This is a genomic window from Clostridia bacterium (genome assembly GCA_017405765.1).
Lineage (GTDB): Bacteria > Bacillota > Clostridia > Oscillospirales > RGIG577 > RGIG577.
On record JAFQZS010000033.1, the window covers coordinates 47,340 to 74,173 of the forward strand.

At 49.2% G+C, this 26,834-nt stretch carries 21 protein-coding genes; 9 read left to right on the forward strand and 12 right to left on the reverse strand.

Annotated features, from left to right (window positions below; all coding sequences use genetic code 11):
• Positions 1 to 8: 8 nt before the first annotated feature.
• The 11 genes from IJG50_05395 to IJG50_05445 all read right to left on the reverse strand — a co-directional run bounded on the left by IJG50_05395 (position 9) and on the right by IJG50_05445 (position 17,326).
• Positions 9 to 1,313, reverse strand: coding sequence for an insulinase family protein (locus tag IJG50_05395; GenBank protein ID MBQ3379286.1), 1,305 nt, complete (start codon positions 1,311 to 1,313; stop codon positions 9 to 11).
• A complete protein-coding gene (locus IJG50_05400) occupies positions 1,306 to 2,592 on the reverse strand; it encodes an insulinase family protein (protein ID MBQ3379287.1) in 1,287 nt (428 codons plus the stop codon). The genes IJG50_05395 and IJG50_05400 overlap by 8 nt, the downstream gene beginning before the upstream one ends.
• 92 nt (positions 2,593 to 2,684) lie before the next feature.
• A complete protein-coding gene (locus IJG50_05405) occupies positions 2,685 to 10,199 on the reverse strand; it encodes a hypothetical protein (GenBank protein ID MBQ3379288.1) in 7,515 nt (2,504 codons plus the stop codon).
• Between the two features lie 130 nt (positions 10,200 to 10,329).
• The gene (locus IJG50_05410) at positions 10,330 to 11,181 is read right to left on the reverse strand and encodes an RnfABCDGE type electron transport complex subunit B (protein MBQ3379289.1); all 852 of its coding nucleotides are present in this window, start codon (positions 11,179 to 11,181) and stop codon (positions 10,330 to 10,332) included.
• A gap of 27 nt (positions 11,182 to 11,208) precedes the next feature.
• Positions 11,209 to 11,793: an electron transport complex subunit RsxA gene (rsxA, locus tag IJG50_05415; GenBank protein MBQ3379290.1), complete on the reverse strand. Its 585-nt coding sequence runs from the start codon at positions 11,791 to 11,793 to the stop codon at positions 11,209 to 11,211.
• Complete coding sequence (locus IJG50_05420; GenBank protein MBQ3379291.1) at positions 11,793 to 12,419, reverse strand: electron transport complex subunit E; 627 nt, start codon at positions 12,417 to 12,419, stop codon at positions 11,793 to 11,795. The genes rsxA and IJG50_05420 overlap by 1 nt, the downstream gene beginning before the upstream one ends.
• A 16-nt stretch (positions 12,420 to 12,435) precedes the next feature.
• Positions 12,436 to 13,038: an RnfABCDGE type electron transport complex subunit G gene (locus tag IJG50_05425; protein ID MBQ3379292.1), complete on the reverse strand. Its 603-nt coding sequence runs from the start codon at positions 13,036 to 13,038 to the stop codon at positions 12,436 to 12,438.
• A complete protein-coding gene (locus tag IJG50_05430) occupies positions 13,035 to 13,991 on the reverse strand; it encodes an RnfABCDGE type electron transport complex subunit D (GenBank protein ID MBQ3379293.1) in 957 nt (318 codons plus the stop codon). The genes IJG50_05425 and IJG50_05430 overlap by 4 nt, the downstream gene beginning before the upstream one ends.
• 102 nt (positions 13,992 to 14,093) lie before the next feature.
• Positions 14,094 to 15,455, reverse strand: a complete 1,362-nt coding sequence (rsxC, locus tag IJG50_05435; protein MBQ3379294.1) for an electron transport complex subunit RsxC — start codon at positions 15,453 to 15,455, stop codon at positions 14,094 to 14,096.
• A gap of 208 nt (positions 15,456 to 15,663) precedes the next feature.
• Positions 15,664 to 16,857, reverse strand: a complete 1,194-nt coding sequence (locus IJG50_05440; GenBank protein MBQ3379295.1) for a trypsin-like peptidase domain-containing protein — start codon at positions 16,855 to 16,857, stop codon at positions 15,664 to 15,666.
• Between the two features lie 118 nt (positions 16,858 to 16,975).
• Complete coding sequence (locus tag IJG50_05445) at positions 16,976 to 17,326, reverse strand: nuclear transport factor 2 family protein (protein ID MBQ3379296.1); 351 nt, start codon at positions 17,324 to 17,326, stop codon at positions 16,976 to 16,978.
• A 159-nt stretch (positions 17,327 to 17,485) separates the two neighbouring features.
• On the opposite strand from IJG50_05445, the gene IJG50_05450 reads away from it, so the two are divergent.
• The 9 genes from IJG50_05450 to rsmI all read left to right on the forward strand — a co-directional run bounded on the left by IJG50_05450 (position 17,486) and on the right by rsmI (position 25,810).
• Positions 17,486 to 18,322 (forward strand): epoxyqueuosine reductase, encoded by an 837-nt coding sequence (locus tag IJG50_05450; protein MBQ3379297.1) that lies wholly within the window; start codon positions 17,486 to 17,488, stop codon positions 18,320 to 18,322.
• Positions 18,310 to 19,359: a peptidoglycan bridge formation glycyltransferase FemA/FemB family protein gene (locus tag IJG50_05455; protein MBQ3379298.1), complete on the forward strand. Its 1,050-nt coding sequence runs from the start codon at positions 18,310 to 18,312 to the stop codon at positions 19,357 to 19,359. Before IJG50_05450 ends, IJG50_05455 begins: the two co-directional genes overlap by 13 nt.
• 17 nt (positions 19,360 to 19,376) lie before the next feature.
• Positions 19,377 to 20,666: an alanine racemase gene (gene alr / locus IJG50_05460; protein MBQ3379299.1), complete on the forward strand. Its 1,290-nt coding sequence runs from the start codon at positions 19,377 to 19,379 to the stop codon at positions 20,664 to 20,666.
• The gene (locus IJG50_05465; protein MBQ3379300.1) at positions 20,617 to 21,981 is read left to right on the forward strand and encodes an aminotransferase class I/II-fold pyridoxal phosphate-dependent enzyme; all 1,365 of its coding nucleotides are present in this window, start codon (positions 20,617 to 20,619) and stop codon (positions 21,979 to 21,981) included. Before alr ends, IJG50_05465 begins: the two co-directional genes overlap by 50 nt.
• Positions 21,978 to 22,982 (forward strand): DNA polymerase III subunit, encoded by a 1,005-nt coding sequence (locus IJG50_05470; GenBank protein ID MBQ3379301.1) that lies wholly within the window; start codon positions 21,978 to 21,980, stop codon positions 22,980 to 22,982. The genes IJG50_05465 and IJG50_05470 overlap by 4 nt, the downstream gene beginning before the upstream one ends.
• Entirely contained in the window at positions 22,975 to 23,838 is an 864-nt protein-coding gene (locus IJG50_05475; GenBank protein ID MBQ3379302.1) for a stage 0 sporulation family protein, read from the forward strand. Before IJG50_05470 ends, IJG50_05475 begins: the two co-directional genes overlap by 8 nt.
• A gap of 122 nt (positions 23,839 to 23,960) precedes the next feature.
• Entirely contained in the window at positions 23,961 to 24,131 is a 171-nt protein-coding gene (locus tag IJG50_05480) for a 4Fe-4S binding protein (GenBank protein ID MBQ3379303.1), read from the forward strand.
• 84 nt (positions 24,132 to 24,215) lie between these two features.
• Complete coding sequence (locus IJG50_05485) at positions 24,216 to 24,950, forward strand: tRNA1(Val) (adenine(37)-N6)-methyltransferase (protein MBQ3379304.1); 735 nt, start codon at positions 24,216 to 24,218, stop codon at positions 24,948 to 24,950.
• Between the two features lie 2 nt (positions 24,951 to 24,952).
• On the forward strand, positions 24,953 to 25,810 hold the full coding sequence (rsmI, locus tag IJG50_05490) for a 16S rRNA (cytidine(1402)-2'-O)-methyltransferase (GenBank protein MBQ3379305.1): 858 nt from the start codon (positions 24,953 to 24,955) through the stop codon (positions 25,808 to 25,810).
• Between the two features lie 64 nt (positions 25,811 to 25,874).
• On the opposite strand, the gene fba is transcribed toward rsmI, so the two are convergent.
• On the reverse strand, positions 25,875 to 26,804 hold the full coding sequence (gene fba, locus IJG50_05495) for a class II fructose-1,6-bisphosphate aldolase (protein MBQ3379306.1): 930 nt from the start codon (positions 26,802 to 26,804) through the stop codon (positions 25,875 to 25,877).
• Between the last annotated feature and the right edge of the window lie 30 nt (positions 26,805 to 26,834).

The window sequence follows — 26,834 nt, forward strand, 5'->3', positions numbered from 1 at the left end:
ACCTCCGCTCAACTTTGTTTGCCGTTTGCGGGACATATCACCGACAGCGCTGCAAGCTCTTTTCTGAAATGAGTCACGAGACGTTCCTTCGCCTCTTCTTTCGATATGGATCTTATCAGCTCTGCGCCTTCGAACATATCGATATCATTAAAATAACATGAAATCAGGCTGTTTGCAATATTGTCCGTAGAATTAAACTGAAAAATCATTCGTGAGTATACGTTCTTTTTTGCGATATTGAAAGCATCCTCGTCAAAATCGGCGCAAAGCTCCTCTATCCTCTCAAAAATCGCATCTCTTACCGATTTCGGGTCCTCGCTTTCGCCCTCGAATATGCTCAAGGCAAAGCTTCGCTCTCTGTAATACTCAGATCCGAAGCTTCTGTTTATAAGGCCGCGTCCGAACAAGTCGCTGTAAAGGCCGGTGTCTTCGCCCGCTATCATTTCAAGGAGTATCTCCGTAATATGATCGTTCTTCTGAGCCTCTCTGCCCGTAAACACGCCGCATATGTCTTTAAAACCGAGCTGGAATTTCGGTATCGCAACTTCAAGCGGCTGCTCGGTATAGTCGCCGGCTATGCCTTCGGGCTCCGAAACTTTCTTTCTCTCTATGTTTAACGCCCTCTTCGGTATTAGCTTTTCATCCATCGCCGATATGACGTCGTCTATGCTCACATCGCCTGCAATACACAGCACCATATTTGAAAGATCGTAAAACGTATCATAACACGTATTAAGTATCTCGGGCGTTATATGGGAGATGCTTTCCACCGTGCCCGCTATATCGACGCGCACGGGATGCTCGACGTAAAGAAGGTTCAAAAGATTGTAAAGCACTCTGAAATCGGGATGATCGTCGTACATGCGTATCTCCTGACCTATGATGCCCTGTTCCTTTTGTACGTTTTCGTCTGTAAAATACGGCGACTGCACAAAATCGAGAAGTATATTTAAGTTTTCTTTAAATCTGTCGGTGCAGGAAAACAGATATGCCGTCTTGTCAAAGCTCGTATAAGCGTTCGCCTGCGCGCCCGTAACGGCGTATTTCTCAAAGGCGTTGCCGTCCTTTCCTTCGAAAAGTTTATGCTCCAAAAAATGCGCGATACCGTCTGGGACCGTTATCATGCCGTTCGTATGCTCCGACCCAAACTCGCGGTCTATCGAGCCGTAATTTGTCGCAAATACGGCGTACTTCTTTGAAAAGCCGCGCTTTGGAACTACAAGCGCAGTAAGCCCGCTTTTATGGTCTATGCGTATAAGTTCCTCTCCTAAAGCCTCGTATTTCTTTTTTGTTATTTTCGTTTCGTTATTCATTGCCCTCTGCCTCCGCCGTTCCTTTCAGGAAGTATATCGTATCATATTTTATCGCGTTCGCCGCCGCGATTATCTCATCGAGCGTCACGCGCTCAAGCTTTTTAAGAAGCTCGAGCGGAGACGACGCGCCTCCGCTTATCGCTCCGGTGATATAATAATCCTCTGTCTGATATCCCGAATCGAGCGTTGAATTTATCATAGTCGCCAGCGCGGCGCGTGCGGCCGTAAGCTCGCCCTCGCTTATTTCTCCGCGCTTTAAGGCCGAAAGCTGCACCTCTATCTCTTTAAGCGTTACCCCAAGGTTTTCGTTCTCAATGCCTGCGGCTATTATCATAACGCCCTTTAGCTTATCTATATTTGAGCGGACATAATAGCACAGCGAAAGCTTTTCTCTTACGTTCATAAACAGCTTTGACACGGGCGTGCTGCCGAAAAGCGCATTAGCAAGTACCAAAGCGGGATAAAGCTCGTCGCCCTCGACTATCCCTGTGCGGCAGCCTATGGCAAGCTTGCCCTGAGCTACCCGAAGCTCCTCGGTCACTCGGCGCGTCTCTTTTACTTCGCCCGTGACCTTTACGGCCGGCAGCGCGCCGATCATTCGCACAGGCAGTTTTTTTACATATTCAAACGCGCTCTCAACTTCCTTCTCTTTTTCGCTTCCCACGTAAAATATCTCAAGCTTAGCCTCGTTTATAATATCAATATAATGACGATAAAGCTCGTCGGGCGTTATTTTTTCAACGTCGTCTGCTTCGCCGTATGCAGAAAGAGCGTACGGCTCGCCTTTGCACATTTCCTCGGTGGCGCGTTTTATCGAATATGATATCTTATCGTTTATCTGCGCCGCTATATAATTCTTTAAGTTGCGCTTCTCGCTTTCTACGTACTCCTCTAAAAAAGCGCCGTCTTTAACAAGCGGCTCAAAGATCATCTTTTCCATAAGATTTACGGCGTTTCTTAATATATCCTCGCCCTCGAACGCAAACGAATTGTTTATCATCGTGCAGTAAAAGCCGAATATCTGACATTCGCCGCGTTTTCTTACGAGCGGTTCAAGACGCATGCCGTAATTCTTGGAAAGCTTTAAGTTTATCTCGCGCTGCGTTTTAAACTCGCTGCACCCGCGTCTGAGCACCTGCACGAGCAGCGCGTTTTTTGCGTTTTCCCCGCGAGAGAGCGGGCGAATGAAATTTATGCTCAAAAAGCCCGTCTTAAATTTATCCGTGGCTATTATATTAAGCCCCGCGTTATTTTTAAACGCAATACGTTTATGATCCATTTATGTCACTCCCAAGTTGTTTTTTATCGTTTATGCACAGATATGCACATTTTTTCGCTCTAAGACTCAGTATAGCATCATTTGAGCTTTTTTTAAACCTCAACGAGCACCTTGTGAAATTTTTTATCCCCCGAAAGAGGTATTTCATTGCCGCTCATTATTTCGCCGTCAAAAGTAACGCGCACGGCCGCGTTCTTTTTTTGGATATTTCTGTATTCTATCGAATATTTTGCTTCACGGTATTCGAGCGTAAGCTTTGCCGCGTCCCATTTTGAGGGAAGATGCGGCAGAAAGCTAAGCGTGCCGCCTTTTATTCTTATGCCGAACAAGTCCTCTATCGTCACTATATAATACCATGACGCCGCACCGGTATACCAGCTCCAGCCGCCTCTGCCTGCATTTTCGCCCGCAGAACACACATCTGCAGCTATAACATAAGGCTCCGCGCCGTAATGAAGGGCCTTCTCTTTTGTGTCTGTATGGTTAAGCGGATTCTGCATGGACAAAAGCTCGTATGCCGTGTCGTTTTCTCCCGCCCAAAACAGTGCGCGGCATAACCATACCGACGCATGCGTATACTGACCGCCGTTTTCTCTTACTCCCGGCGCATATCCTTTTACGTATCCCGGGTTTTTGGGGCTGTCGTCAAACGGCGGCCAAAAAAGTCTTACTATCCCGTGCTCCCTGTCGCACAGCTCTCTTACGGCTGTACTAAGCGCAGTAAGCTTACGTTTTCCGATGCTCTCGGGTTGCGAGATCACGCTAAAGCTCTGAGAAAGCGAATCTATTTGACACTCCGAGCATCCACGCGCGCCCAAAGGCTCGCCGTCGTCGTAAAATGCGCGTATATATCTGTCGGAGTCCCACGCCTCGCGTTCGATGCTTTCCGAAAGGCGGTGCGAAATATCTCTGTACTTTATCGAAAGCTCGCAGCGTCCCATTCTTTCGCATACGTCCGAAAAGTCTGAAAGAATGCCCGAAAGGAACCACGACAGCCATACGCTTTCGCCTTTTCCTTCCTCTCCGACCTTATTGAAGCCGTCGTTCCAGTCGCCTCCGCCTATCCTGCAAAGCCCGTGCGCGCCGAACGAAAGCGACGCCTCCACTGCGCGAACGCAATGCTCGAACACGCTTGCGCTCTCGCCCGACATTTTCGGAGTAGCGTAGCTTTCGCTCTCGCTTTTATCCAAAGGCGGCTGGGTGATAAAAGGCGCATACTGAGAGAATATATCGTGATCTTTTGTAAATTCCGCGTAGCGCATAACCGTATATACGAGCCACAGCCTGTCGTCGCTGTAACGGCTGCGCACGCCTCTGTGCGATTCGTTCTCTTCTTTAGGCTGTATCGGATGCCACCAATGCTGCACGTCGCCCTCGACAAACTGGTGCGCGCAGGCATAAATTATATGCTCTCTTACAAGATCCGGATCTATATACATTACGGATAGACAGTCCTGAAGCTGATCTCTGAATCCCCATGCGCCTCCGCACTGATAAAACGAAGTGCGCGCCATTATGCGGCATATATACGTTTGATATAAAAGGGGCCCGTTAAAAAGCATGTCGAGCTTTTCATCGGGAGAGCTTATTTTTATTTTTCCGAAAAGGCTGCCGAAGGTCTTTTTTACGTTCAAAAGCTCGCTTCTCATGTTTCTTACGTCGGCGCGTTCTATTGCCTTTAAAAGGTCGCTCTCTTTTGAAAATGCGCCGAGCATTATCACAAACGAAGCGCTTTCGTTTGGCGCAAGCTCTTTGTCGCAGCACACCGAAAAGCAGGCGCGGCGCGTGTATCCCGTCTTTTTGGTATCATATCGTCCTTTCAGCACATCCTCATATTCACAAGTAAAGGCGCTGAGCGTATCGCAGTAAATATATGCCCTGCTTTCGGGAAAATCCGAATTTGCGGCATTTTTGGCCGTAACGGCCTTTGTTTTTTCATCGTATGACGTGACGATATGACGAAACGAATCGTTTTCAACGGCGCCGAGCAAAAGAGGAGCCGTAAACGCCGTGCGTATACTTATGGGCTTATCCGTATCGTTATATATATCTATGATGCGGCACACCGCGTCCGTCTCAAAAGGTATGAACACGGTCTCACGCGCGCGCACGCCTTGGCCCGAAAAAGAGTATTCCGCCGCGCCGGCAGTATATTTTACATGCCGCTTGCCCCGGCCTTCGGGCCTTTCCAAAAGGCGCTCTTCGCCCGAAAATATAAGTCTTGTCGTCTCGGTCGGAGGTTCGCAGATCGCGTCGAACGTCATAGGCGTAAGCTTGTTTTCGCGCGCATTGTCTATAAACGAATATCCTCCTCCCGCCGAGGTAAGAAGCGCGCCCGCGCGCCCGTTTGACAATATATGCGAGTACGGCGCCGCAGGGACCGAAGCGACAACATATCCGTTCTCGGAAAAACCGCCTATCCCGTTTTGCAGTTTAAGCTGCGAAAGATCCCAACCGGGCGCGCATCTTTCAATATGCGCTTTCGGCGCGCTGCGGCTCGATCTGGATATCTTGTCCTCGCCGAAAACATATGCGGCGCACGACATTATAAGCGTCTCGTCCTCATGCGGTATGGCAAGCGTGTTTATGATATGCACGCCGCCGTGCGCATCTAAAAGCGAAAAAAGCGCGCAATCGTGAGCCGTTTCCCTTATAAAAGTCTCCAAAGGCCTCAAATACCCGCCCTGTTCTTTATACGGAACAATGAGATCGGCTTCAACTCCCCGCATGTAAAAAAGCAAAAGCATTTTAAACGCCTCTCTAAGCCCATCGCCGTCCTCTTCGCCTTTAAGCACATATATAAGTATCGGCAGATCGCCCGATACGCAGTACTTCCACAGCGCACATTTGGGCTGCACGTTATTTACGATATATTTTGACAGCGCATCTCTTTGCGGCATATTTAAATAAAGACACGGCAGTATATCCAAAGCGCGTCTGCGTATTTCGGCGCCAAGCCTGCCAATATCGTTCTCTGCCGCCGCGCGGGCAAGCGCCTCGTTACAGAGCGCCTCCTGCTCACCTTTATTTCTGTGCGACCTCGCAAGCGTTAAAAGCTCTGAAAGATCCTTTCCGGACGCTATCACAGCGCCAAGCGTAAGGCTTTCGTCGTTTTTAAGCGTTTTTTCGGCGCGCGAAAATACGCAGGGGTCTATCACGCCGCCGAACGTCTGCTTGTTAACTCGCAAAGCCTCGTGCAAAAGCTCGGCTGCATTCGAAAGCCTTTCTCGCACGTCTCTTCTGTCTGTCGTTATCAAAAGCTCGTCGGTATCTCCGAAGAACGCCGCGACAAGATAACTTTCCGCGTTCTTTTCGCCGCGGGAGCGCCGTTTCACAATAAGCAGTCTGTCGCTTTCATTATAGCTTGTTTCTATAAAAAGGTTTGAAAACGTGCGGTGCTCCTCATCCTGTGAAAACGATGCGATGACCGGCTCAAAATACATCGAAAGACAGACGTTGCGCGTTCTCTTCAGCGCATTCTTTACCGTGGCCGTTCGTATCTCAAGAGGCTTTCCCGCACCTGATAAAACGTCCAGCTTTGTTATAAAGCCGTGCCCTTCGGCCGAAAATTCGGCGCTGTGCGTCAAAAAGCGCACGCTGTAAAAAACGCTTTTATCGTATGCGGGCGAAAACGTTAGCCCCATGGCGCTTTTTGTATCTTTTTCCCCCGCAAAAAAGAAGATCCCCTTAGGATCCTCCGCGTGAAATCCTCTGCGTGAAACTAAAACTCCTTCAGACCTTGTAAAACCGGCGCCCGCATCTGTTATGACGCTTGAAAAACGCAAGGACCCCAATACATGCGCGCGCGGCGCGAAAGCGTCTATATCCTCGGCTTCAAGCTCAAAGCGCGCGCTTTCGGCCTTGCTTACCCCCGTCTTTTTTAAATACGGGTATTTTCTTTTTTCCGCCTTTATATTAAGTTCAGCCCTTTCCTTTAAAAAAGGTGAGAACGCGCTCATCCTTTTGTCCGACATAAAGCGCCTCTGCATTATATTCCCAAAAACGGCGTTTGCGCATGATACAAGGCTCATGCCCAGATGGTGCGCCATATAAGTCTTTACGGGAGCATAATGCTCACCGCTCGCCCTGTTCTCAAAATCAAGCGCTTCATAAAAGCCGTATCTGCCCGAAGGACTTATGTTCGCCATAAGCCTTAAATTATCAAAAGCCGCCCTCTTGTCCGTTAAAAGCGCAAGATATGACGAATAAGGCGAAATAACGAGCGATCCGTCGGCGTCGCGTCTTTTGGCGATGTCGGGTATACCGAACGCCTTGTACTGATATGCAAGACTGCCGTCAAATGCGCAGTAAGCGCTTTCCGATATGCCGAAAATATTATTTCTGCCCACACGCGCTCTCTGGCAGAACACAGAGAATCTTAAGCTCTCGTAGATGAGCGAATTATAATACGGCGGCATGAACAGCGCGGGCATGAAATATTCAAACATCGTCCCCGTCCATGAATAAAGCCCTCCGAAGCGCCCCACCTTTGCGCAGTCGCGCGAGAGCGCTTTCCAGTGTTCGGGCGGCACATGGCCTAGCGCGCAGGCGATAAAACTCGTCTGGCGCGCTTCCGACGCGAGCAGATCGTAATACGCCTCGTCCGCTTTTCCCTCGCTTATGTTACAGCCCACATGAAAAAGGCGCCTCTCTTTTGAATACAATACGGAAAAATCCGCCTCTTTGATGAGTTTCCCTATGCTTATTATAAGCTCGTTCGGCGCGCCTAAGTCCTTTAAGCCCTCTTTGAGCGTTATAAGGCAGGCTGCGAAGTTTCCGCTGTCTACAGTTGACACGTAGTTCGGCGAAAGCACAGAAAGCGAGCGCGTATCGTACCAATTATAATGGTGACCGTGGTATTTTTTCAGCTTCAATACGGTTTTTATCGTGTTTTCGACATAAGAAAAAAGCTCGGTTTTATCAATGAAAGCAAAATCATACGCCGCAAGCATGCTTACAAGCGACAGCCCTATATTTGTGGGCGACGTTCTGTGCGCCGCTCCTATATAAGGCTCGACCTGAAAATTGTCGGGAATGAGATAATTGTCAAACGGCGTAATAAGATCTTTAAAGTATCCCCACATGGCTTTTGCCTGCGCCCTAAGCTCATCTTTTTGCCCGCTTGAGAGCGCGTCTTTTGGGCGCACGTCACGGCTCATCGCATAAGCCGCCGCGGGAGCAGCCGCAAAAATGATCGCCACTGTTAGCGACAGTATGGTGTGCGGGAAAAAAAGAAGCGCTGCCGAAGAAAGCGGACATACGAACATGTATCGTATATATGCGCCTAAAGTGTCTCCCTTCGACGAAGCAAACTGTGTGCTCGACCACTCAAGCATATTCTTTTTCGTGACCATAAGCCGCCACACGCTTATAAGAGCGCAGCTTATATTTTGCACCGCTTCAAACGGCAGTATCGCAAACGATGTTAAAGCTCTTAGCGCACTTCTTTGTATTCCGCTCAAATGACGCGAAAACGGTCTTGTAATCTGCTTGGCTCTTATTCGTGCGATCATGCTGCCTAAAACGGGGAGAAACAGATTTATTATCATCATGGCAAACGGAATATATCCGAACGAAGGGGCCGCGGCCACAGTTGCCGCCGTAGTAAACATCATGCCGGCCGGCATGAGCGAACGCAGCATCGTTTCGGCTATCTTTACTCTCCCCAAAACGCCTATGGGATTTTTAACCTTTTTCCCTTCTTTGTTTCTCACTCTGAAAAACAGCCACGGCAAAAGCTGAAAATCGCCGCGCGTCCAACGCGCCTGGCGCACAAAAAACGATTTGAAGTCTTTAGGCTCTTCGTCGCTCCATTCCACATCGGAGACAAAACCCACACGGACATAGGCGCCTTCAAGCAGATCATGGCTTAAAACCGCGTTGTCGGCTATAGCACAAAACAGCACGCGCGAAAAAACACGCGGAGAAAAAAGCCCCTTTCCTATATATGTGCCGTCTCCGAAACGGTCCTGATACTTATCTCCTCTCAGATCGGAATAAGACGAAACTCCGCCCGCGCCCGATATCATCCTTAAAAACAGCGAAGCATCTTCACCGCACAGGTTTGGAACGATCCGCGGCTGAAGTATGCCGTATCCCGCCGAAACGCGCGCATTGTCGGCCGAGATCTGCGGCGCGTTCATCGGGTGTGCCGCCGCTTCTATAAGACGTATCAGAGAATGCGGAGTAGGGCGCGTGTCAAAGTCGAATGTCACAACGTGCTCAAACGAAGATATATCCCGCTTACATATTATTTTTGAAAAAGTGCCGCGCTCTTTTTTGTCGATAAGGCGCGAAAGCTCTAACAGAGCTCCGCGCTTTCGCTCGTAAGACATATATTTTTTATCTTTTTCATTGTAAATGCGGCTGCGGACAAAAAGACAGAACGGTTCGCTTTCATATTTTTCGTTTAGCCGCTCTATAACATTGCATGCATAAGCGACGAGCTTTTCGTCCTTCTCGCAGTATTGGGTCTCGCTGTCTTTCAGATCTCCCAGAATGCCGAAAGATATATTGTCGTCTCTGTTTGAAAGATAGTATTCCTCTAAAAGAACGCCGAAGCGGTCGATCGACGCGCACGAATCTATAAGCAAAGATATCACCGCAAGCGTGCGATGGGAGTCAGGTATTCCGTCGGAAAAATCCATGCGCAGCACCTCCGCAGGCGGGCTTTGAGAAAGGCCGATGCGCGCTGCAAGCTTTTTTACGATATCAAGAATAAAAACAGAAGCGAAGACCGTACCAAGCGCGCTGCCTGTAAAAAGAGCCGTAAAAAACGCGCCTATCGCGGTGAGCGCCGTAATATAAAATATATGCGCCGACGCCGCGTCACGCCGCTCTTTGTTAAGCTCTGATATCCCCTCGGTAAGCAAAAATCCCACGTGCCGTTTTCTTTCGTCCGTTTCGATTTTTGCCGCATGAACTACGATCCTTGCCGCCTCCGTCTCGCTTATCTTTTCAAGACGGGCAAGCTTTTCTATGCGGCTGTGATAGTAAAGGCGCGTTTTTTTATCCATACGCGGATATACGTAAGAAGGGTCGCGCGAAAGCGCGCTTTCAACAGGGCTTGCCTCAAAAAACACGTCGGAAAAATCCATGGAAGAAAGTTTAGAAAGCGACGTTACGCCGTTTTTAAAGAGCGCCGCATTCTCCTCGTTTTCCCCTGCCAGCCTTACCGCAAGCGCAAGCTTCAGCATAATATCAAAGCAGCCCAGCTCGCTGTTTTTAAGCTCATATTCACAGGCCGCGTTTTTTAGATATCTTGAAAGCTCCTCTTTTTTTACAAGGTTCTCATGCTCGGAAGCGTACCTGTATGCCAGCATAAACGAAATGGGGTACTTTACGCCGGATACCTTTACCGAGCGCATTTTTCCTAGTTTTCCGGCTTCGCGCAGCGCCTCCCCGACCGTCTGCGATATCATATCCTCGTTATCGTAAAGCCATGCCATGCTCTCGGTGCGCGGGCGTCTTTTAAAGGCGTTTGCCTTATTGCGAATGACCGCAAGAGACAGACGCGCAAGGCTGCACGCCGTCCGCGCCGACGTTGTGCGCTTTCTGATATCGATACAGCTTAAATCATCTTCCGAAACAAAACCTCTTGCAAACATATTCTTTCTCCGTTTAAGACCGATAAGTTTTTTGAATTATTCTGACCCTAAAGAAGAAAAATATGCGTCTTTAAGCTCCAAAGAAAAACGGCGGTGCTTTTTCGCACCGCCGCCACAGCCGTTATTTTATTTACTGCTTCGGGGTCACCGAAACGGGCTCGTTTGCCTTGTCGAAGAATATCGCCTTGTTCTTGTCTATCTTTATTATCTTCTTCGGGCACTTCTCAACGCACTTGCCGCACTCTATGCATTTTGAATAATCGATCTTTGCAAGGTTGTCGGTAACGGTTATTGCACCCGTTTCACATACCTTCGTGCACATACGGCAGCCTATGCAGCCGGCCGTGCACTTTTCCTTCATGGCCGCGCCCTTGTCGTGCGAATGGCACATTACGAAGATATTGCTGTCGTAAGGCACCATCTCTATTATCTTCTTGGGGCAGGCGTCGCGGCACATACCGCAGGCCACGCATTTTTCCTTGTCAACTACGGCTACGCCGTCTTCGATGCTTATAGCGCCGAATTTGCACACCTTTACGCAGGTGCCCAGACCTATGCAGCCGAATTCGCAATACTTTGTGCCGTTGCCGAATCTCATTGCCGATACGCAGTCGGTCACGCCGTCGTATTCATACTTAAGGCGGGCAGCTATATTATTCTTTCCGGAGCAAACTACGCGCGCGCCGTAACGAACGGCGTCGGCAGCCGGAGACATGCCCATTATGCTTGCTATACGGTCGGCAGTCTCTTTCGACGATACGGGACAGGAGTTGGGCTTCGCCTTTCCCTCAACAATGGCCGTAGCCAGCGCGTTGCAGCCTGCAAATCCGCAGCCGCCGCAGTTCGCGCCGGGGAGAGTCTCCGCTATTTCGCCAATACGCTCGTCTGTATCAACGGCAAACACCTTGGACGCTATGCCTAAAATTATGCCGAATATAAGTCCGAGTATTGCGAGCGTTCCTACGGCGTATACTATGTTCATTACATCTATATTCATTATACACGCCTCCTACATAACCTTGAGACCCGAGAATCCCATGAAAGCGATAGCCATGAGCGAAGCGCTTACAAGCGCTATCGGCAGACCTTCAAAGCTCTTGGGGATATCGGAATACTCAAGTCTTTCACGAACCGACGCAAACAATACGATTGCCAAAGTGAAGCCTATCGCAGCCGTAAAGCCGTATACTACGGATTCGATAAAGTTGTAATCGTTCTGGATATTGAGAAGCGCAACGCCCAGCACGGCGCAGTTCGTCGTAATGAGCGGCAGATAAATGCCGAGCGACGAATAGAGCGCCGGCATCATCTTCTGAAGCGCCATCTCTATAAACTGCACCAAAGATGCGATTACGAGAATGAATACGACTGTCTGCATAAATCCAAGTCCGAAACGGTCAAGGATAAAGTGCTGTATAAGCCACGTTATAGCAGAAGCTATGGTCATTGTGAACGTTACCGCCATGCCCATGCCGCTTGCTGTCTCAACTTTTTTGGAAACGCCCAAGAACGGGCAGATACCTAAGAATTTGTTGAAAATAAAGTTTTCAACGAGTACTGCGCCGAGGGCAATAGAGAATAATGACGTCAGCATTATGCATTACCCTCCTTCTTCTCTTTTTTCTTTCTCTGGATCACCTGGATCACCGCAACGATTATCGCAAGTACCAAGAATCCGCCGGGAGCCATGCCTATTATCGAAGCGGGCTCGAACGCGGGGCCGAATACCTCGTGGCCCAAGAACGTGCCGGAACCGAATATCTCGCGCACCGTCGCTATAATAAACAGCGCGAACGTAAAGCCGAGTCCCATCGTAAGTCCGTCAAAGAAGGACGCGCCTACGGTCCTCTTGGAAGCGTACGCTTCCGCACGGCCGAGTATTATGCAGTTTACGACTATAAGCGGTATGAAAAGACCGAGCGACTTTGAAAGCGACGGAACGTAAGCCTTCAAAAGCAGGTCAATCATCGTAACGAATCCCGCGATTATTACGATATATGCCGCTATTCTTATCTTTTTCGGTATCACCTTTCTCAGAAGCGATATAACCACATTCGAGGCAATGAGTACGACCATTGCCGAAACGCCCATGCCTAGTCCGTTCTCAACGCTGGAGGTAGTTGCCAGCGTGGGACACATGCCGAGCGTCTGTACGAGCACCGGGTTGTTCGTAAGTATGCCCGATTTAAACATTTCGCCTACTTTAAAGTTTTTAGCCATATCCTTCGCCTCCTCCCTAATTTGCCTGTGCCGCAACTTCTGCGGCAACGTCAATTGCTAAGTTTACGCCCGTAGTTACCGCCGTGGACGAGATCGTAGCGCCCGAAATGGCGCGTATCTCCGACGGGCCGGGTTCACTGTTCTTTATTACCGCAATAGGCCCTGTGATGCCGTCATACTGCGTAATAAATTCTTCTTCCGTCACGCGCGTGCCGAGTCCGGGAGTCTCCGAGTTCGTCGAAAGAACGCGCACGCTCTTTACAGAGCCGTCGGGAAGCACGCCTACCATGAGGTCGATAGCGCCTCCGAAGCCGTTCGGCGAAGAAGCGACGGCGTATCCCATTATCTCGCCGTCTGCGCCGTATGCGGCGTAAACGGAGGAGATGCGCTTTTTGTCAACGTCGGCGGGGACCGCAAGCTGTTCTGTACTCGAAGCGTCGGGATAAATGCTTGCGATAGCGTTATCTATCTCAAGCTGAGCCTGATATGCTATCTGATCCTTTGTTATCGAATTTACAAATCCCAATACGAGCGCGACACAGAAGGTTATGATGAACAGTATTATGCCGAGCTTTGCAATGCCGGCTTCTTTCTTTTTAGGTTTAACTGCCTGCGTCATTTTTTATCCCCCTCTCCGAATGCCTTCGGCTTCGTATGGGTATCTATGAGCCATACGCAGGCATTCATAAGAAGAATCGAATAAGACACGCCTTCGGGATATGAGCCGAAATATCTGATAAATACCGTAAGCAGACCGCAGCCTACTCCGAATATGATCTGTCCTTTTTTAGTTACGGGAGAAGTAGCATAGTCCGTCGCCATGAATATAGCGCCCAGCATAAGGCCGCCGCTTAAAACATGCGAAAGCATGAACTCAAGGTTGTTGTTGCCCTTTGCAAATATGAACGTAAGAACAGCGACCGTAAGTATGTAAGCAAGCGGGATACGCACGGATATCACCTTGCGTATAACGAGATACGCGCCGCCTATAAGAAGGCAGAGAGCGCTCGTTTCGCCTATACATCCTCCCACGTCACCTATAAACAGGTTAAACAGGCCCGCGTCCGGGATATTGCCCGCCTTTAACGCAACGAGCGGAGTTGCCGTTGCTATCGCGTCCGTCGCCGGAGTAGCGAAAAGCGGCAGCACCGTATGCGGAGCCGTCCATGTAGTCATAATTACCGCCCATGAGAATAAAAACGCACGTGCAGCCAGCGCGGGGTTCATAAAGTTCTGACCCAGACCGCCGAAGAACTGCTTTACAACGATTATTGCAAACGCGCCGCCCACTATACCTATCCACAGCGGCGCGGCCACAGGCAGATTATATGCAAGGAGGATACCCGTGACTACCGCGGATAAGTCTCCTATGGTATTGTAGCCTTTTTTTGTTATCTTGTTATATGCCCATTCCGACACAAGGCAGGCCGCTACCGTTATGATAATGTGCATGAGGGCTCTGGGTCCGAAGAAATATACTCCGACTACGCCGGCAGGCACGAGCGCGATTATAACGTCGCGCATTATCTTTGTTACGGTCTCATCCGACCTCATATGCGGCGATGATGACATGACATAGCTTGTATTCAAATACTCACGCCTCCTACTGATTATTTTATACGACGGACAAACGCCCCTTCGTATATATCGGCAATTTAAAATAATGTAAAGAAATTATGAAGCTTGTTTTTCCGCTTCTTTCTTCGCTTTTTCTTCCTCGGCGCGCCGACGTCGTATTTCCCCAACCTTGGCCTTCGCGTCGCGGATGTTCTGAACGAGATACTTTTTGCCCGGACATGTAAAGCTGCATGTGCCGCATTCTATGCATGACATAACGTCATACTTTTCAAGCTTTTCGTAATCCTTCTTTTCGGCATACATTGAAAGCATCACGGGAAGCAGGTTCATCGGGCACGCGGATATACATTTGCCGCATCTTATGCAATACGTGCGATCGGGCTTCGGGGCGCTCTTTTTCGTAAGACAGAGTATGCCGGAGGTAGTCTTTACGACCGGTATGTCCGTGCGGTACTGAGCCATTCCCATCATGGGACCGCCCATTATCACCTTCGCGGGCTCTTCCTTGAAGCCGCCGCACTTTTCAAGGACATAATCGAAGGTCGTGCCTATTCTTACTCTGACGTTGGCCGTTGAGAATACGGCGTCGCCCGTTACTGTCACTATACGCTCGTAAAGCGGCTTTCTTTTCTGGATCATCTCATAAACCGCAAATACCGTACCTGCATTCATGATTATCGCGCCCACCTCGCTGGGAAGCTTTCCGGTAGGGATAACGCGCCCCGATACGGCATAAACGAGCTGCTTTTCGCCGCCTTGGGGATACTTTGTCTTAAGCGGTACGATCTCGATATCGCTGCGGTTTTTAACCATATCCTGATATCTGTCGATAACATCCTGCTTGTTATCCTCTACGGCGAAGTATATTTTTGAGTTGAATATCTTCGTTATCGCCGTAAGACCGTCGATTATCTCATTCGGATACTCCATCATAAGACGGTAGTCGTTCGTAAGATACGGCTCGCATTCCGCGGCGTTTATGATCACGTAATCGATATTCATCTCCGCGCAGGATATTATTTTCGACGACGTGGGAAAGCCCGCGCCGCCCATGCCGACTATTCCGGCCTCGCGTATGAGCGAGATAAGCGTTTCACGGTCAAGATCCGCAAGACGGTCATTGAAAGAATAATCCTCGAACGGCTCGTCCTGATGATCGTTCTCGATTATAACGGACATGACCTCCACGCCTCTCGGATTGGGACAGGGCTTTATCTCAAGCACCTTACCCGAAACGCTTGAATGTACGGGAGCTGAAATAAAGGCTTTGGAATCGCCTATTTTCTGCCCCATTTTAACATGGTCTCCCACTGCCACCAGCGGCTCGCACGGCGCCCCGATATGCTGTGACAGAGGGATGATCACCTTATCAGGCGCGTCGATAGTCACGATGGCTTTGTCTTTTGAAAGCTCTTTAAAATCGTGAGGATGTGCGCCACCCTTAAAGGTTCTTTTCAATTCAAATCACCTCTTATCCTAAACTTTTACATCATAATACATGTTGTATCATAGTATAACCTTTAAAATTGTATCACCCTTGAAGCGTAAATGCAATTAGTAATACTAAAGTATTTTTTAAATTTTGCGCAATTACTATATGTAACTTTAAAAAAACCTTTTTGTGCTTGGATAATAAAAAGAGGGCTTTCGCCCTCTTTATATATTCTTACTGATCTTTCTCAAGCGCAAGCCTTAAGTCTATTTTCAGCGCGGCCCCGTCGCGCCATATGTCCAGCGTTATTTCATCTCCCGCCTTAAAGCGCTCCTTTTCAAAATTAAGCTCCGACATGCCCGTAATGCTCTTGCCGTTTATTCCCGTTATAACGTCGCCCTCTTTAAGCCCCGCGTCCTTTGCAAATCCGCCCGGACTTACAAAGTCAACGTAAACGCCCCTGGGCATACCGTAAAAATCCGATGCGCTTTTTGATATATCGTGCCCCGATATGCCTATGACCGGTCTGCTTCTTACGTGTCCCGCTTCTATCAGGTCTTCTATTATCGGTTTTGCCGCATTTATGGGTATGGCAAAGCCCAGTCCTTCCGCGTCCGACGAAGCTATCTTTACGGAGTTTATTCCTATCACTTTTCCTTGGCTGTTTATAAGCGGGCCGCCCGAATTTCCCAAATTTATCGAAGCGTCCGTCTGTATCAGCGTCATTATCCTGTCGTTTATCGTAAGATCTCGGTTCACGGCGGAGATTATGCCTGCCGTTACCGTTCCCGAAAGCTCCATCCCCATGGGATTTCCTATCGCCACGGCCAAATCGCCCTCCTCCACCTCGTCCGAATCTCCGAACTCGGCGCATATAAGCCCGTCCGCCTCGATTTTAAGCACGGCAAGGTCGCTTTTTATATCGCGTCCCGCAACGCTTGCCGTAAACTCGCGTCCGTCGTAAAGCACGACAGCGGGGTCGTAGGAATCCTCCACGACGTGAGCGTTCGTCACGATATATCCGTCCTGCGTCATTATTATACCGGTTCCCGTGTTCTTTCCTACAAGCGTAGTGCCTCTGTAAAGGCTTGACACCACGCCGACTACGGCAGGCTTGTTCTGCTTTATTATCTCTTTTATCGAAAGCAGATCATTGTACGGTGTGTCCGCCTCAGAAGATACAGATGTTTGCGTCTTCACTATGCTTCCGTCTTTCGCGGCATATGCCTCCTCTGCCAAAGCCTCTTTGCTTTCGGTCGCGTCGGCTTTTTGCGGCGCAAAAAAGCCATATCCTCCCGCCGCAAAAAGCGCGCCCGCCGCCAACGCCGAGATCGCGGACGCAAGCGCCGCGCGCTTTATTAAAACGCTTTTTCTTTGCTCCCGAAACAAGTTTGGCGCCTTGGCAGGCTCTTTTTTCTTGTCTGCCAACAAAACCACCTCCGATAACAGGTATGATGCGCATTTTTGCGGCGTTTTATGCTTTAAAGGCAAAAAAGCCGCCGGAAGCGATATGCTCCCGGCGGCGTTGTCTTTATGTTTTTGATCCTTACTTCTTTTTCACTACTGCGGCGAAGGTCTGAGCAACTATCTTGTCGTTCTCAACAACAAAGGTATCAGACGCGAACGGAATGCTTACATGATCGCTTTCGAGCTTCCAGATGCAGTAGCCTATTTTGCCTTCCGCTTTTTCCAGAAGTATCTCAGCCTTTGCGTCGGGCGTAAGAAGGTTCTTTATAGTGCCCTCGAAATTAGCGCGAAGAGCGTCATGACCCTTTAAAACGCCCTGCGGAGAGATCATTATAGCGTCCTGTGCGAAATCCGCCATAACGCCTTCAAGATTCTTGCCTATAAGATTCTCGCTGTGCTGATGTATTATTTCCAGTGTAGTTCTTGCCATGTTGATATACCTCCCATTCTTTTGGTAATTCTATTTTACCATTACAAATTTATAAATTCAATCCCTTTGTCAAATCAACGCAAATTATTTATAAAAATTACGCGAGATGGTGTTTTCTTTCGATATTTTTGTTATAATGATACGATAGGAGTGATATGGTTGGCTATATGCGACGTGCTCGGCCGCTTTAATATTACAGAATACTGCGTCGTGCCGATAAAAAATGAGTTCGTGATATACCCGCATAAGCTCGAAGGCGTAGGCTTTTCGCACGATACGGCGATAGTGTGCCTGTTTTCTTATTTTGTATCACGCTATCCAAAAAACGCCGTTCTCTCCCGATACGCCGCCTGTCCCGATTATCATCATGTGATAAGACGTGTCCTTTCGGGCGTGTGCACACAGCTTTGCGCGCTTTATCCGGGCTTTCGTTTCTCGTATTATACCGACGACTCGCCGTATTCCGAAAAAGATATGGCGGCTTTCGGCGGTCTCATTATACGCGGAAAGAACGACATAGGCTTATCACAAAAATTCGGCCAGCTTTTCTTTATAGGCGAAATAGTGACAGACGCGCCGATAGCGCACGAATACAGAACGCCGCCCGTCTGCTGCAAGGACGCGCCGTGCCTTCGCGCCTGTCCCACGGGCGCGATAAACGAAAACGGCTTTGAGCGCACACGCTGCCTTTCGCATATAAGCCAAAAAATCGGGCGCGAATTTTCGGATGCGGACGCGGCGCTTTTTGCCCGCGCGCGCTACGCGTGGGGATGCGATATCTGCCTAAACGCCTGCCCCAAGAATAAATCGCAGGACGACACTCCCATAAAGGAGCTTCACGATATTGCGCCGTATATTTCCATAGAGGAAATATGCGGGCTTTCAAACCGCGAATACAGAGAAAAATACCGAGGCAGAGTGTTTGCGGGACGCGGCAAGGCCGCTATGATGCGAAACCTCAGACATTTAAAGGAGAACAACAAGTGGAATTTTTAAACGATATAAACACGGCCGAATATGAACAGTTCATACAAGGCCATAAAAAAGGAAATATAATGCAGTCGGTGCTCTGGGCGCGCCTTAAAGACAACTGGACGCGCGAGGGCGTCATAGTGCGCGGCGAGGACAAAAAGATAAAGGGCACCATGCTCCTTCTCATAAGGAAGGTGCCGGGTCTTCCGTATACCATAATGTACTCCCCTAGAGGCCCCGTTTGCGACGTTCACGACGAAAAGACGTTTTTTGAGCTCGTAGCGGGTGCAAAGGCTTTGGCAAAGAAGCATAGATCCTACGTTCTCAAAATGGACACCGATGTGCTTTCATCCGACAAGGAATATGAGCGCATAGCGCGCGCAGCCGGTTTTTCGATATCCGACTCCAAGAATTTTGAGGGTATACAGCCGCGCTATGTATTCCGTTTGAACGTTGAAGGCAAGACCGAGGACGAGGTCATGACGATGTTCCACTCTAAAACGCGCTACAATATCCGCGTGGCAAAAAAACGCGGCGTTGAAACGAAGATAGAAGGCACAGAGAGGATACCCGATTTTTATAAAATAATGCTTGAAACGGGCGTGCGCGACAATTTTATGATACGCTCTGAGGGATATTTTAAGAAAATGATGGAGTCACTCGGCGAGCACTGCCGCCTTTACATGGCATATTACGAAGGAAAGCCCATAGCGGGCACGCTTGCGCTTCATTACGGAGACAAGGTCTGGTACCTCTACGGCGCAAGCTCGAACGAATACAGAAACGTCATGCCAAACTATCTTCTCCAGTGGGAGATGATACGCTGGTCCATAGAAGAGGGCTGCCGTATATACGACTTTCGCGGCGTGTCCGGCGATATAAGCGAGGACAACCCGCTGTATGGTCTTTACCGCTTCAAAAAAGGCTTCGGCGGCGATTTCTGCGAATTTATCGGCGAGCTCAATCTCGTATTCTCGCCGTTTATAAACTTTGCGATAACAAAGGGCGAGCGCGTATTCAGACGTATGCGCAAGCAGGTATTCATAATGAAAAACAAGTAAAAACCTTGGGGGCATTTATGAACGCACTTATAATCGAAAAGGACAAGCTTAAAGCGAATATTGAAATCGTCAAGGACACGGTGGGCGTGCGCGTTATCGGAGTTTTAAAGGGCAACGGCTACGGACTCGATATCGTTAAGTTCGCCGAGGTCTTGCGCGAATGCGGCATAGACATGTTTGCCGTCTGCGAGCTGTGGGAGGCGCGCGCTCTCAGAGAATGCGGCTTTGAGGAGGAGATACTTCTCATGCGCTCAACGGCGATAGAGTCGGAGGCGCGCGAGATATTGGAGCTTGGGCTTACGGCAACGATAGGCTCCAATGAAGCCGCCGTTATGCTAAACGGCGTGGCCGGCGACGCGGGAGAGATCGTCTCCGCCCATATCGAGCTTGACACGGGCTTCGGCCGTTACGGCTTCGGAAGCGCCGACCTGGAAAAAGTGGTGAACATCAGCCGCTTCATGGAGAATATCGAGCTTACCGGCGTCTACACTCATTTTTCAAACGCCTTCGGAGACAAGCAAAGCACCGAAGTGCAGCTCGAGGCGTTTCTTTCCATGCTCAACCTCATGGAGGGAGACGGGCTTTCGTTTCCCATGCGCCACGCCGCCAATTCCTGCGCGGCGCTGAGGTTTCCCAATACGCGCCTCGACGCGGTAAGGATAGGCTCCGCCTTTTTAGGCCGTCTTCCAATACGCAACGAATGGGGCCTTTATAAGATAGGCTATCTTTCGGGCGACATTACGGAGATACGCTGGCTCGAGCCGGGACAGAACGTTGGCTATGCCAACGTATTCAAGGTAAAAAAGGCCACGCGCTGTGCGGTAGTGCCCATTGGATATATTGACGGCTTCTGCATGGAAAAATCAAAGGATACCTTCCGCGGCAGCGACGTGTGGCGATATATGTTCGGCGATTTCAAGCGCTTTTTTACGAATAAGAGGCTCTACGCCGAAATAAACTCGAAAAAGGTCCGCGTGCTCGGGCGCGTATGTATGTGCAACGTCGTGCTCGACGTTACTAAAATAAACTGCGCCGTAGGCGACAGCGTTATATTCGCAGTAAATCCGCTTTTCGTTGACAGCGGCGTTCTCAGGCTTTATATAAGCGACGAGGATGACACAGGCGAAAAAAAGCGAGGCTTTATAAGACGCTTCCTCCCGATATTTACAAAAAAGGATGACGGCGAGGCAGACGAATATTACGAAAATGACGACGACGCCGAGGCCGAAAAAGCAGCAGAAGCAGACGATGATCAATATGGGGACAAGGAACTTGAAGCGGCAGACGACGATGAAGATATACGATAATCTTTTTGAATTTGCGCACAGCGGCGCGATAAGATTCTTTATGCCGGGTCACAAGGGCGGAGCGTCTTTAGGCAGCAATTATCTTTCCTCCGTAATGCCCTATGATGTGACCGAGCTTAACGCAACAGATGACCTTTTTGATCCGAAGCATGTTATAGCAGAGTCTCAACGCGCGCTTTCGGACAGATTCGGCGTTATGGCGGCGCATTATCTTACCGGAGGCTCAACGCTGGGGCTTTACGGCGCGCTTTCTTTGTCGGCGCGTCCCGGCGACCGTGTGATATTTGACCGCGGCTGTCATAAAAGCGTTATAGACGCGGCCGTGCTTTTAGGCTTAAGACCCGTTTTTCTGGGCGCCGAATACAGCGCGGAGGGCATACTTCTGCCCCCGTCTTCCGCCGACGTCTACGCTGCGCTTGAAAAATATCCCGACGCGTCTTCTGTCGTTATAACAAGCCCGTCATATTACGGGCTTTGCGCAAGTTTAGAGATGATACATGCAATAACCGACGCCGCCGGAGCAGAGCTTATAGTTGACGCGGCTCACGGCGGAAATATGCTGTTTATGGATCGTCTTCCGCTTTGCGCCGAGTTCACGGTGGTATCGCTCCATAAAACGCTGCCTGCTCTTACGGGCGCGGCCGTGCTTTTTTCAAACAAATATCCGGCCGAAGAAATAACAAAGCGTCTTTCGCTTTTTTCCACCTCCAGTCCTTCGTATCTTATACTTGCGTCGGCGGAAAAGTGTATAACATATATGGACTCAGAGGGGCGCGAATCGCTTTATGCGCTTGCTGAGAAAGCGGCCTATTTTACGGCATGGCTCGATATTTCCACTCCGTTTTCCCATATAGAACAGGCGTCCTCCGATATAACGCGCATAGTCATACATACTGGGCGCACCCTCATGAGCGGATACGAGCTTTACGATTCGCTTGAAGATGAGTTCGCCATAATCTGCGAAATGGCCGATGATGAAAACGTGGTGCTCATCCCCAGCGTGGCAAACTCCGCCTCTGATTTTGAAGCGCTCCAGGCGGCGCTTTTGAGTTTAAGCGCGCGCGCAAGAAAAAAATTCTCATACGCTCCCCCCGATCCGCCGCCCGATCCCGTCTTCGGCATGGATATGAGAGAGGCTTTTTTTTCGGACAAGGAATATATAAGCCCGCGCGCGGCAAACGGACGCATATCGTGTGAGACCCTGACGAAATATCCTCCCGGTATACCGTATCTTATGCCGGGTCAGCTGATAGGCCCCTACGAGGCCGCGCTTATGGAGCGTCTCGGCGTAAGGAAGGTGTCTGTCGTAAAATGATGCTCGACTGTTTTTACGGAAATACGGCGCCAAAAGACATGCTTAAAGCCGCATTGAAAGCGGATACGCTTTCTCACGCTATTCTTATCGAAGGCGAAAGCGGGCTCGGCGCCGGATATCTTTCAAATCTTCTGGCCGCAAGCATACTTTGCCCAAAAGGCGGCTGCGGAAACTGCATATCATGCCGAAAAGCCAAAAAAGGCATACATCCCGACATAATAGCTCTCGACAAACAGGGTGAAGCCATAAAGGTAGAGGATATACGTGAGCTTTCAAGAACGGCAGCCGTATATCCGAACGACGGCGAAAGAAAGGCGTATGTAATATATCACGCCGAAAAAATGAACCCCGCCGCGCAGAACGCTTTTCTGAAGCTTTTGGAGGAACCGCCTTCGTTCGTTACGTTCATACTATGTACGGAAAATAAATATAAATTACTTGACACCGTGCTTTCACGTTGTGTATGCTTAAAAGTATATCCCGTAACTTTCGACGAGGTCACAGACTTTCTTGTAAAGAACGAAGGCTTAAAGCCCGAGGAAGCGCGCCGTCTCGCTTCGCTTTCTTACGGCTTTATAGGGCGCGCCCTCTCGCTTCAGGGCAAGCGCCGGTTAAAGCGCGACAGCGAACAAAGAGAGCTCTGCCTTGCCGTTTTTGAAACGCTTTGCTTCGGCAGCGAATACGCTTTTTTAAAGCTGGGAAAACAGTTTTTGGCAGAGCGTGACAAAGTAAAAAAGGGAAATGAAGATGCGGGCGTTATCTTTGACATGATGGAGCGTTTTCTGTCCGATGCGCTGCATGTTTCACGGGGCTTCCCCGCAGTAACGTTTACAGACGATCTTGAGCGTATAAAAAAACTGAACGGACGTCTTTCTGAAAAAGGCATTTCAACGCTCTATGATATATGCGAAGATACTAAAAATCAAATTTTAAGAAATATAAATTACAGCGCATGCATAAATTCTTTTCTGGTGCATGCGTGGGAGGCAATAAATGATTGAAATAATAGGCGTAAGATTCAGACCCGTCGGCAAGATATATTACTTCGATCCTGCCGGCATGAAAATCGACAAGGGCACTAACGTCATTGTCGAAACGGCGCGAGGCGTTGAATACGGAGAGGTAGTTATACCGAACCGCCAGATCGACGATTCACATGTGACCTCGCCGCTCAAACCCGTAATAAGAACAGCAACTCCAAGCGACGACGAACACCTTAAAGAAAACTTTGCGCGTGCGCGCGAGGCGTTTAAAATATGCGAAAAAAAGATCGCCGATTACGGCCTTGAAATGAAGCTTATCGACGCTGAATATACGTTCGACAACAATAAGATACTGTTTTATTTCACGGCCTACGGCCGCATTGATTTCAGAGAGCTTGTAAAAGATCTGGCAAGCGTTTTCAGAACGAGGATAGAACTGAGACAGATAGGCGTGCGCGATGAAGCAAAATACGTGGGCGGCCTAGGCGTGTGCGGCAACCCTCTGTGCTGCGCGACTTTTTTGGGCGATTTTCAGCCCGTGTCGATAAAAATGGCGAAGGAGCAAAGCCTGTCTTTAAATCCCACAAAGATATCCGGCACCTGCGGCAGACTTATGTGCTGTCTTAAATATGAGCAGGAGGCATACGAGAGCATTATGAAAAGCACGCCGAAAACGGGAGCGTTCGTCTCAACGCCCGACGGCAACGGCACAGTAGTTGAGGTCAATCTTATAAAGGGAGAATTAAAGGTGCGTCTTAATTCGGCGCCCGACGCCGTTCCTAAAACGTATACGCGCTCCCAGGTAAAGACGATCAAGGACGGCCGAATAATAGTAACTAAGGAAGAAATAGCCTCTTTAAAAAATCTCGAGTAGAAACTAACTGATAATTTTTGTTAATTTTTTTGAAAATCTTTCGTTATAGCTCGTAAATATAGTTGATTTTTTCACAAAGCGTGCTACAATATAGATACAAAACATTTACGGAGGTGCAAATTATGCCTTACATGATTACAGATGAGTGCATCAGCTGCGGTGCGTGCGCAGGTGAATGCCCCGCTTCGGCGATTTCCGAGGGTGATACCAAATTCGTTATCGATGCAGGTGCGTGCATAGATTGCGGTGCATGTTCAGATACTTGCCCGACCGGCGCTATCAAAGAAGCATAATAGAATAATTATATAGAGGAAATATTATTATTCTGCGAAAGCCTGTGCCCTGCACAGGCTTTTCACATATGTACGGAGGATAAAATGCTGCTTTCCGAAAACGAGAGACTTGATGATCTGGGGCTTGGCGGCCTCAGGCTTATACAGGATAAAACGCAGTTCTGCTTTGGAGTAGACGCCGTACTGCTGTCTGATTTTGCGCGCGTCAAATACCGCGGACGCGCGCTTGATCTCGGCTGCGGAAACGGTATAATACCGCTTCTTCTTTCGCATAAGACAAAGGCATCTTTTATAGCGGGAGTAGAGCTTCAAAGCGCCGCAGCCGCTCTTGCAAAAAGGAACGTCGCTCTCAACGAACTTTCCGAGCGCGTAAAAATATTCGAAGACGACTTAAAAAACGTAAGCGAATCATATTTCGGCTTCGCTTTTGACAGCGTTGTGAGCAATCCGCCGTATATGGAGCCTGCGCGCGGCGAAAAAAACGCTTCACAGGCGCAAAAGATCGCGCGCCATGAGATAGCATGCACTGTTGACGACGTTATAGCGGCAGCATCGCGCTGCCTTAAATTCGGCGGGCTTTTTTATATGATACACCGCCCCGAGAGGATAGCCGACATAATCACCTCGATGAGAAGATACACAATCGAGCCGAAACGGCTCCGAGCCGTACATCCGAAGGCGGGACAGAACGCCTCGATGCTGCTCATAGAGGGGCAAAAGGGAGCGCACCCGTCGTGCATAATGCTTCCTCCGCTGTATATCCATAATTCGGACGGCAGCTACACTGACGAAATAAACGCAATATACGAAAGGGCATAAATATGCAAAAAGGCAGATTATACCTCGTCGGTACGCCGATAGGCAATCTTGACGACATGACGTTTCGTGCGATAGAAACTCTTAAATCGGCAGATATAATAGCCGCCGAGGATACAAGAAACACACTTAAGCTGCTTAATCACTTTGATATAAAAAAGCCGCTCGTAAGCTATCATGAGCATAACAAGCGTGCCCGCGGCGAAGAGCTTTTAACGCTTATGGAGGAAGGCAAAAGCTGTGCGCTCGTGACCGATGCGGGCATGCCCGCCATATCCGATCCCGGCGAGGAGCTCGTGAGCCTTTGTCATGATAACGACATAGAAGTTAAGGTGATACCGGGGCCCAGCGCAGTAGTATGCGCAGCAGCCGCGTCAGGGCTCGGCGGCGGCAGATTTACCTTCGAGGGGTTCCTTTCGGTGTCGAACAGACGGCGCAGAGAGCATCTTTCTGCCTTAAAGAACGAAAAGCGCGCAATGGTATTTTATGAGGCTCCTCACAAGCTTGCTCAGACGCTTCGCGATCTTGCCGACACATTCGGACCCGACCGGCGCATATCGCTTTCGCGCGAGCTTACGAAGAAATACGAGGAGACAGTGCGCATGACTATAGGCGAAGCCATAAAAAAATACGAGGACTTAAAGCCGCTCGGCGAATTTGTTCTCGTCGTTGAAGGGCTTGGCGAAGCAGAAGCGCTTAAAGCATTAAAAGAAGATGAAGCCGGAGAAAAAGAGCGCGCGCATGCGATAATTTCGCGCCTAAGAGAAGAAAAAGCATCTAACCGCGATATCCTGGCCGCCGTAATGAAAGAAACGGGGCTTAAGCGTAACGAAGCTTATGAAATGATATTAAAAGACGAATAATGCGCATTATAGCAAATATAAAAACGCCGCAAGAAAATTCTTGCGGCGATTTTTAAATTACTTGTTATGCCTTGCCTGCGCAGCCGAGCACGTTTATGAGCTTATGTCTTACGACTTCTTTTATATTTGCGCGCGCCGGCTTTAAATACTGTCTCGGGTCAAAATGCTCGGGATGCTCAACGAAATACTGTCTTATCGAAGCCGTCATTGCAAGTCTAAGATCGGTGTCGATATTTATCTTACATACGGCCATGCCCGCTGCCTTTCTCAGCATCTCCTCCGGCACGCCCTTTGCGCCCGGCATCTGTCCGCCGAATTTGTTTATTATCTCAACGTATTCCGGCATAACGGATGATGCTCCGTGAAGCACTATCGGGAAGCCCGGCAGCCTTCTGCCCACTTCTTCAAGGATATCGAACTGAAGTCTTGCCTCGCCTTTGAATTTATACGCGCCGTGCGAGGTGCCTATTGCTATTGCAAGCGAATCGACGCCCGTGCGCTCAACAAATTCCTGTGCCTGAGCGGGGTCGGTGAACATTGCGTCTTTCTCTGACACGTTTATATTGTCTTCTATGCCCGCAAGCTTACCGAGCTCGCCCTCTACGACTACTCCATGAGCATGCGCATAATCAACTACCTGCTTCGTCAGCTTTATATTGTCCTCAAAGCTGTGCTTTGAGCCGTCGATCATTACCGAAGAAAAGCCGCCGTCAACGCACGACTTGCATATCTCAAAATCTTCTCCGTGATCAAGATGAAGCGCAATGGGAAGACCTGTATCCTCCAGCGCAGCTTCGACAAGCTTTACAAGATAAACATGTTTTGCGTATTTTCTCGCACCTGCCGATACCTGAAGGATCAGCGGCGCTTTCTCCTCCATAGCAGCTTCTGTTATACCCTGTATAATCTCCATATTATTGACGTTGAACGCACCCACGGCGTATCCGCCCTCATAGGCCTTTTTAAACATTTCCGTCGTCGTAACCAGTGGCATTTCTTTTCACTCCTTTTCAATACCATGTTC

Excerpts from the sequence above, each read along its gene's own strand:
- IJG50_05395 (MBQ3379286.1), bottom strand. The coding sequence starts at position 1,313 with ATGAATAACGAAACGAAAATAACAAAAAAGAAATACGAGGCTTTAGGA.
- IJG50_05400 (MBQ3379287.1), bottom strand. The coding sequence starts at position 2,592 with ATGGATCATAAACGTATTGCGTTTAAAAATAACGCGGGGCTTAATATA.
- IJG50_05405 (MBQ3379288.1), bottom strand. The coding sequence starts at position 10,199 with ATGTTTGCAAGAGGTTTTGTTTCGGAAGATGATTTAAGCTGTATCGAT.
- IJG50_05410 (MBQ3379289.1), bottom strand. The coding sequence starts at position 11,181 with ATGAACATAGTATACGCCGTAGGAACGCTCGCAATACTCGGACTTATA.
- rsxA (MBQ3379290.1), bottom strand. The coding sequence starts at position 11,793 with ATGCTGACGTCATTATTCTCTATTGCCCTCGGCGCAGTACTCGTTGAA.
- IJG50_05420 (MBQ3379291.1), bottom strand. The coding sequence starts at position 12,419 with ATGGCTAAAAACTTTAAAGTAGGCGAAATGTTTAAATCGGGCATACTT.
- IJG50_05425 (MBQ3379292.1), bottom strand. The coding sequence starts at position 13,038 with ATGACGCAGGCAGTTAAACCTAAAAAGAAAGAAGCCGGCATTGCAAAG.
- IJG50_05430 (MBQ3379293.1), bottom strand. The coding sequence starts at position 13,991 with ATGTCATCATCGCCGCATATGAGGTCGGATGAGACCGTAACAAAGATA.
- IJG50_05445 (MBQ3379296.1), bottom strand. The coding sequence starts at position 17,326 with ATGGCAAGAACTACACTGGAAATAATACATCAGCACAGCGAGAATCTT.
- alr (MBQ3379299.1), top strand. The coding sequence starts at position 19,377 with ATGAACGCACTTATAATCGAAAAGGACAAGCTTAAAGCGAATATTGAA.
- IJG50_05465 (MBQ3379300.1), top strand. The coding sequence starts at position 20,617 with ATGGGGACAAGGAACTTGAAGCGGCAGACGACGATGAAGATATACGAT.
- IJG50_05470 (MBQ3379301.1), top strand. The coding sequence starts at position 21,978 with ATGATGCTCGACTGTTTTTACGGAAATACGGCGCCAAAAGACATGCTT.
- IJG50_05475 (MBQ3379302.1), top strand. The coding sequence starts at position 22,975 with ATGATTGAAATAATAGGCGTAAGATTCAGACCCGTCGGCAAGATATAT.
- IJG50_05480 (MBQ3379303.1), top strand. The coding sequence starts at position 23,961 with ATGCCTTACATGATTACAGATGAGTGCATCAGCTGCGGTGCGTGCGCA.
- IJG50_05485 (MBQ3379304.1), top strand. The coding sequence starts at position 24,216 with ATGCTGCTTTCCGAAAACGAGAGACTTGATGATCTGGGGCTTGGCGGC.
- rsmI (MBQ3379305.1), top strand. The coding sequence starts at position 24,953 with ATGCAAAAAGGCAGATTATACCTCGTCGGTACGCCGATAGGCAATCTT.
- fba (MBQ3379306.1), bottom strand. The coding sequence starts at position 26,804 with ATGCCACTGGTTACGACGACGGAAATGTTTAAAAAGGCCTATGAGGGC.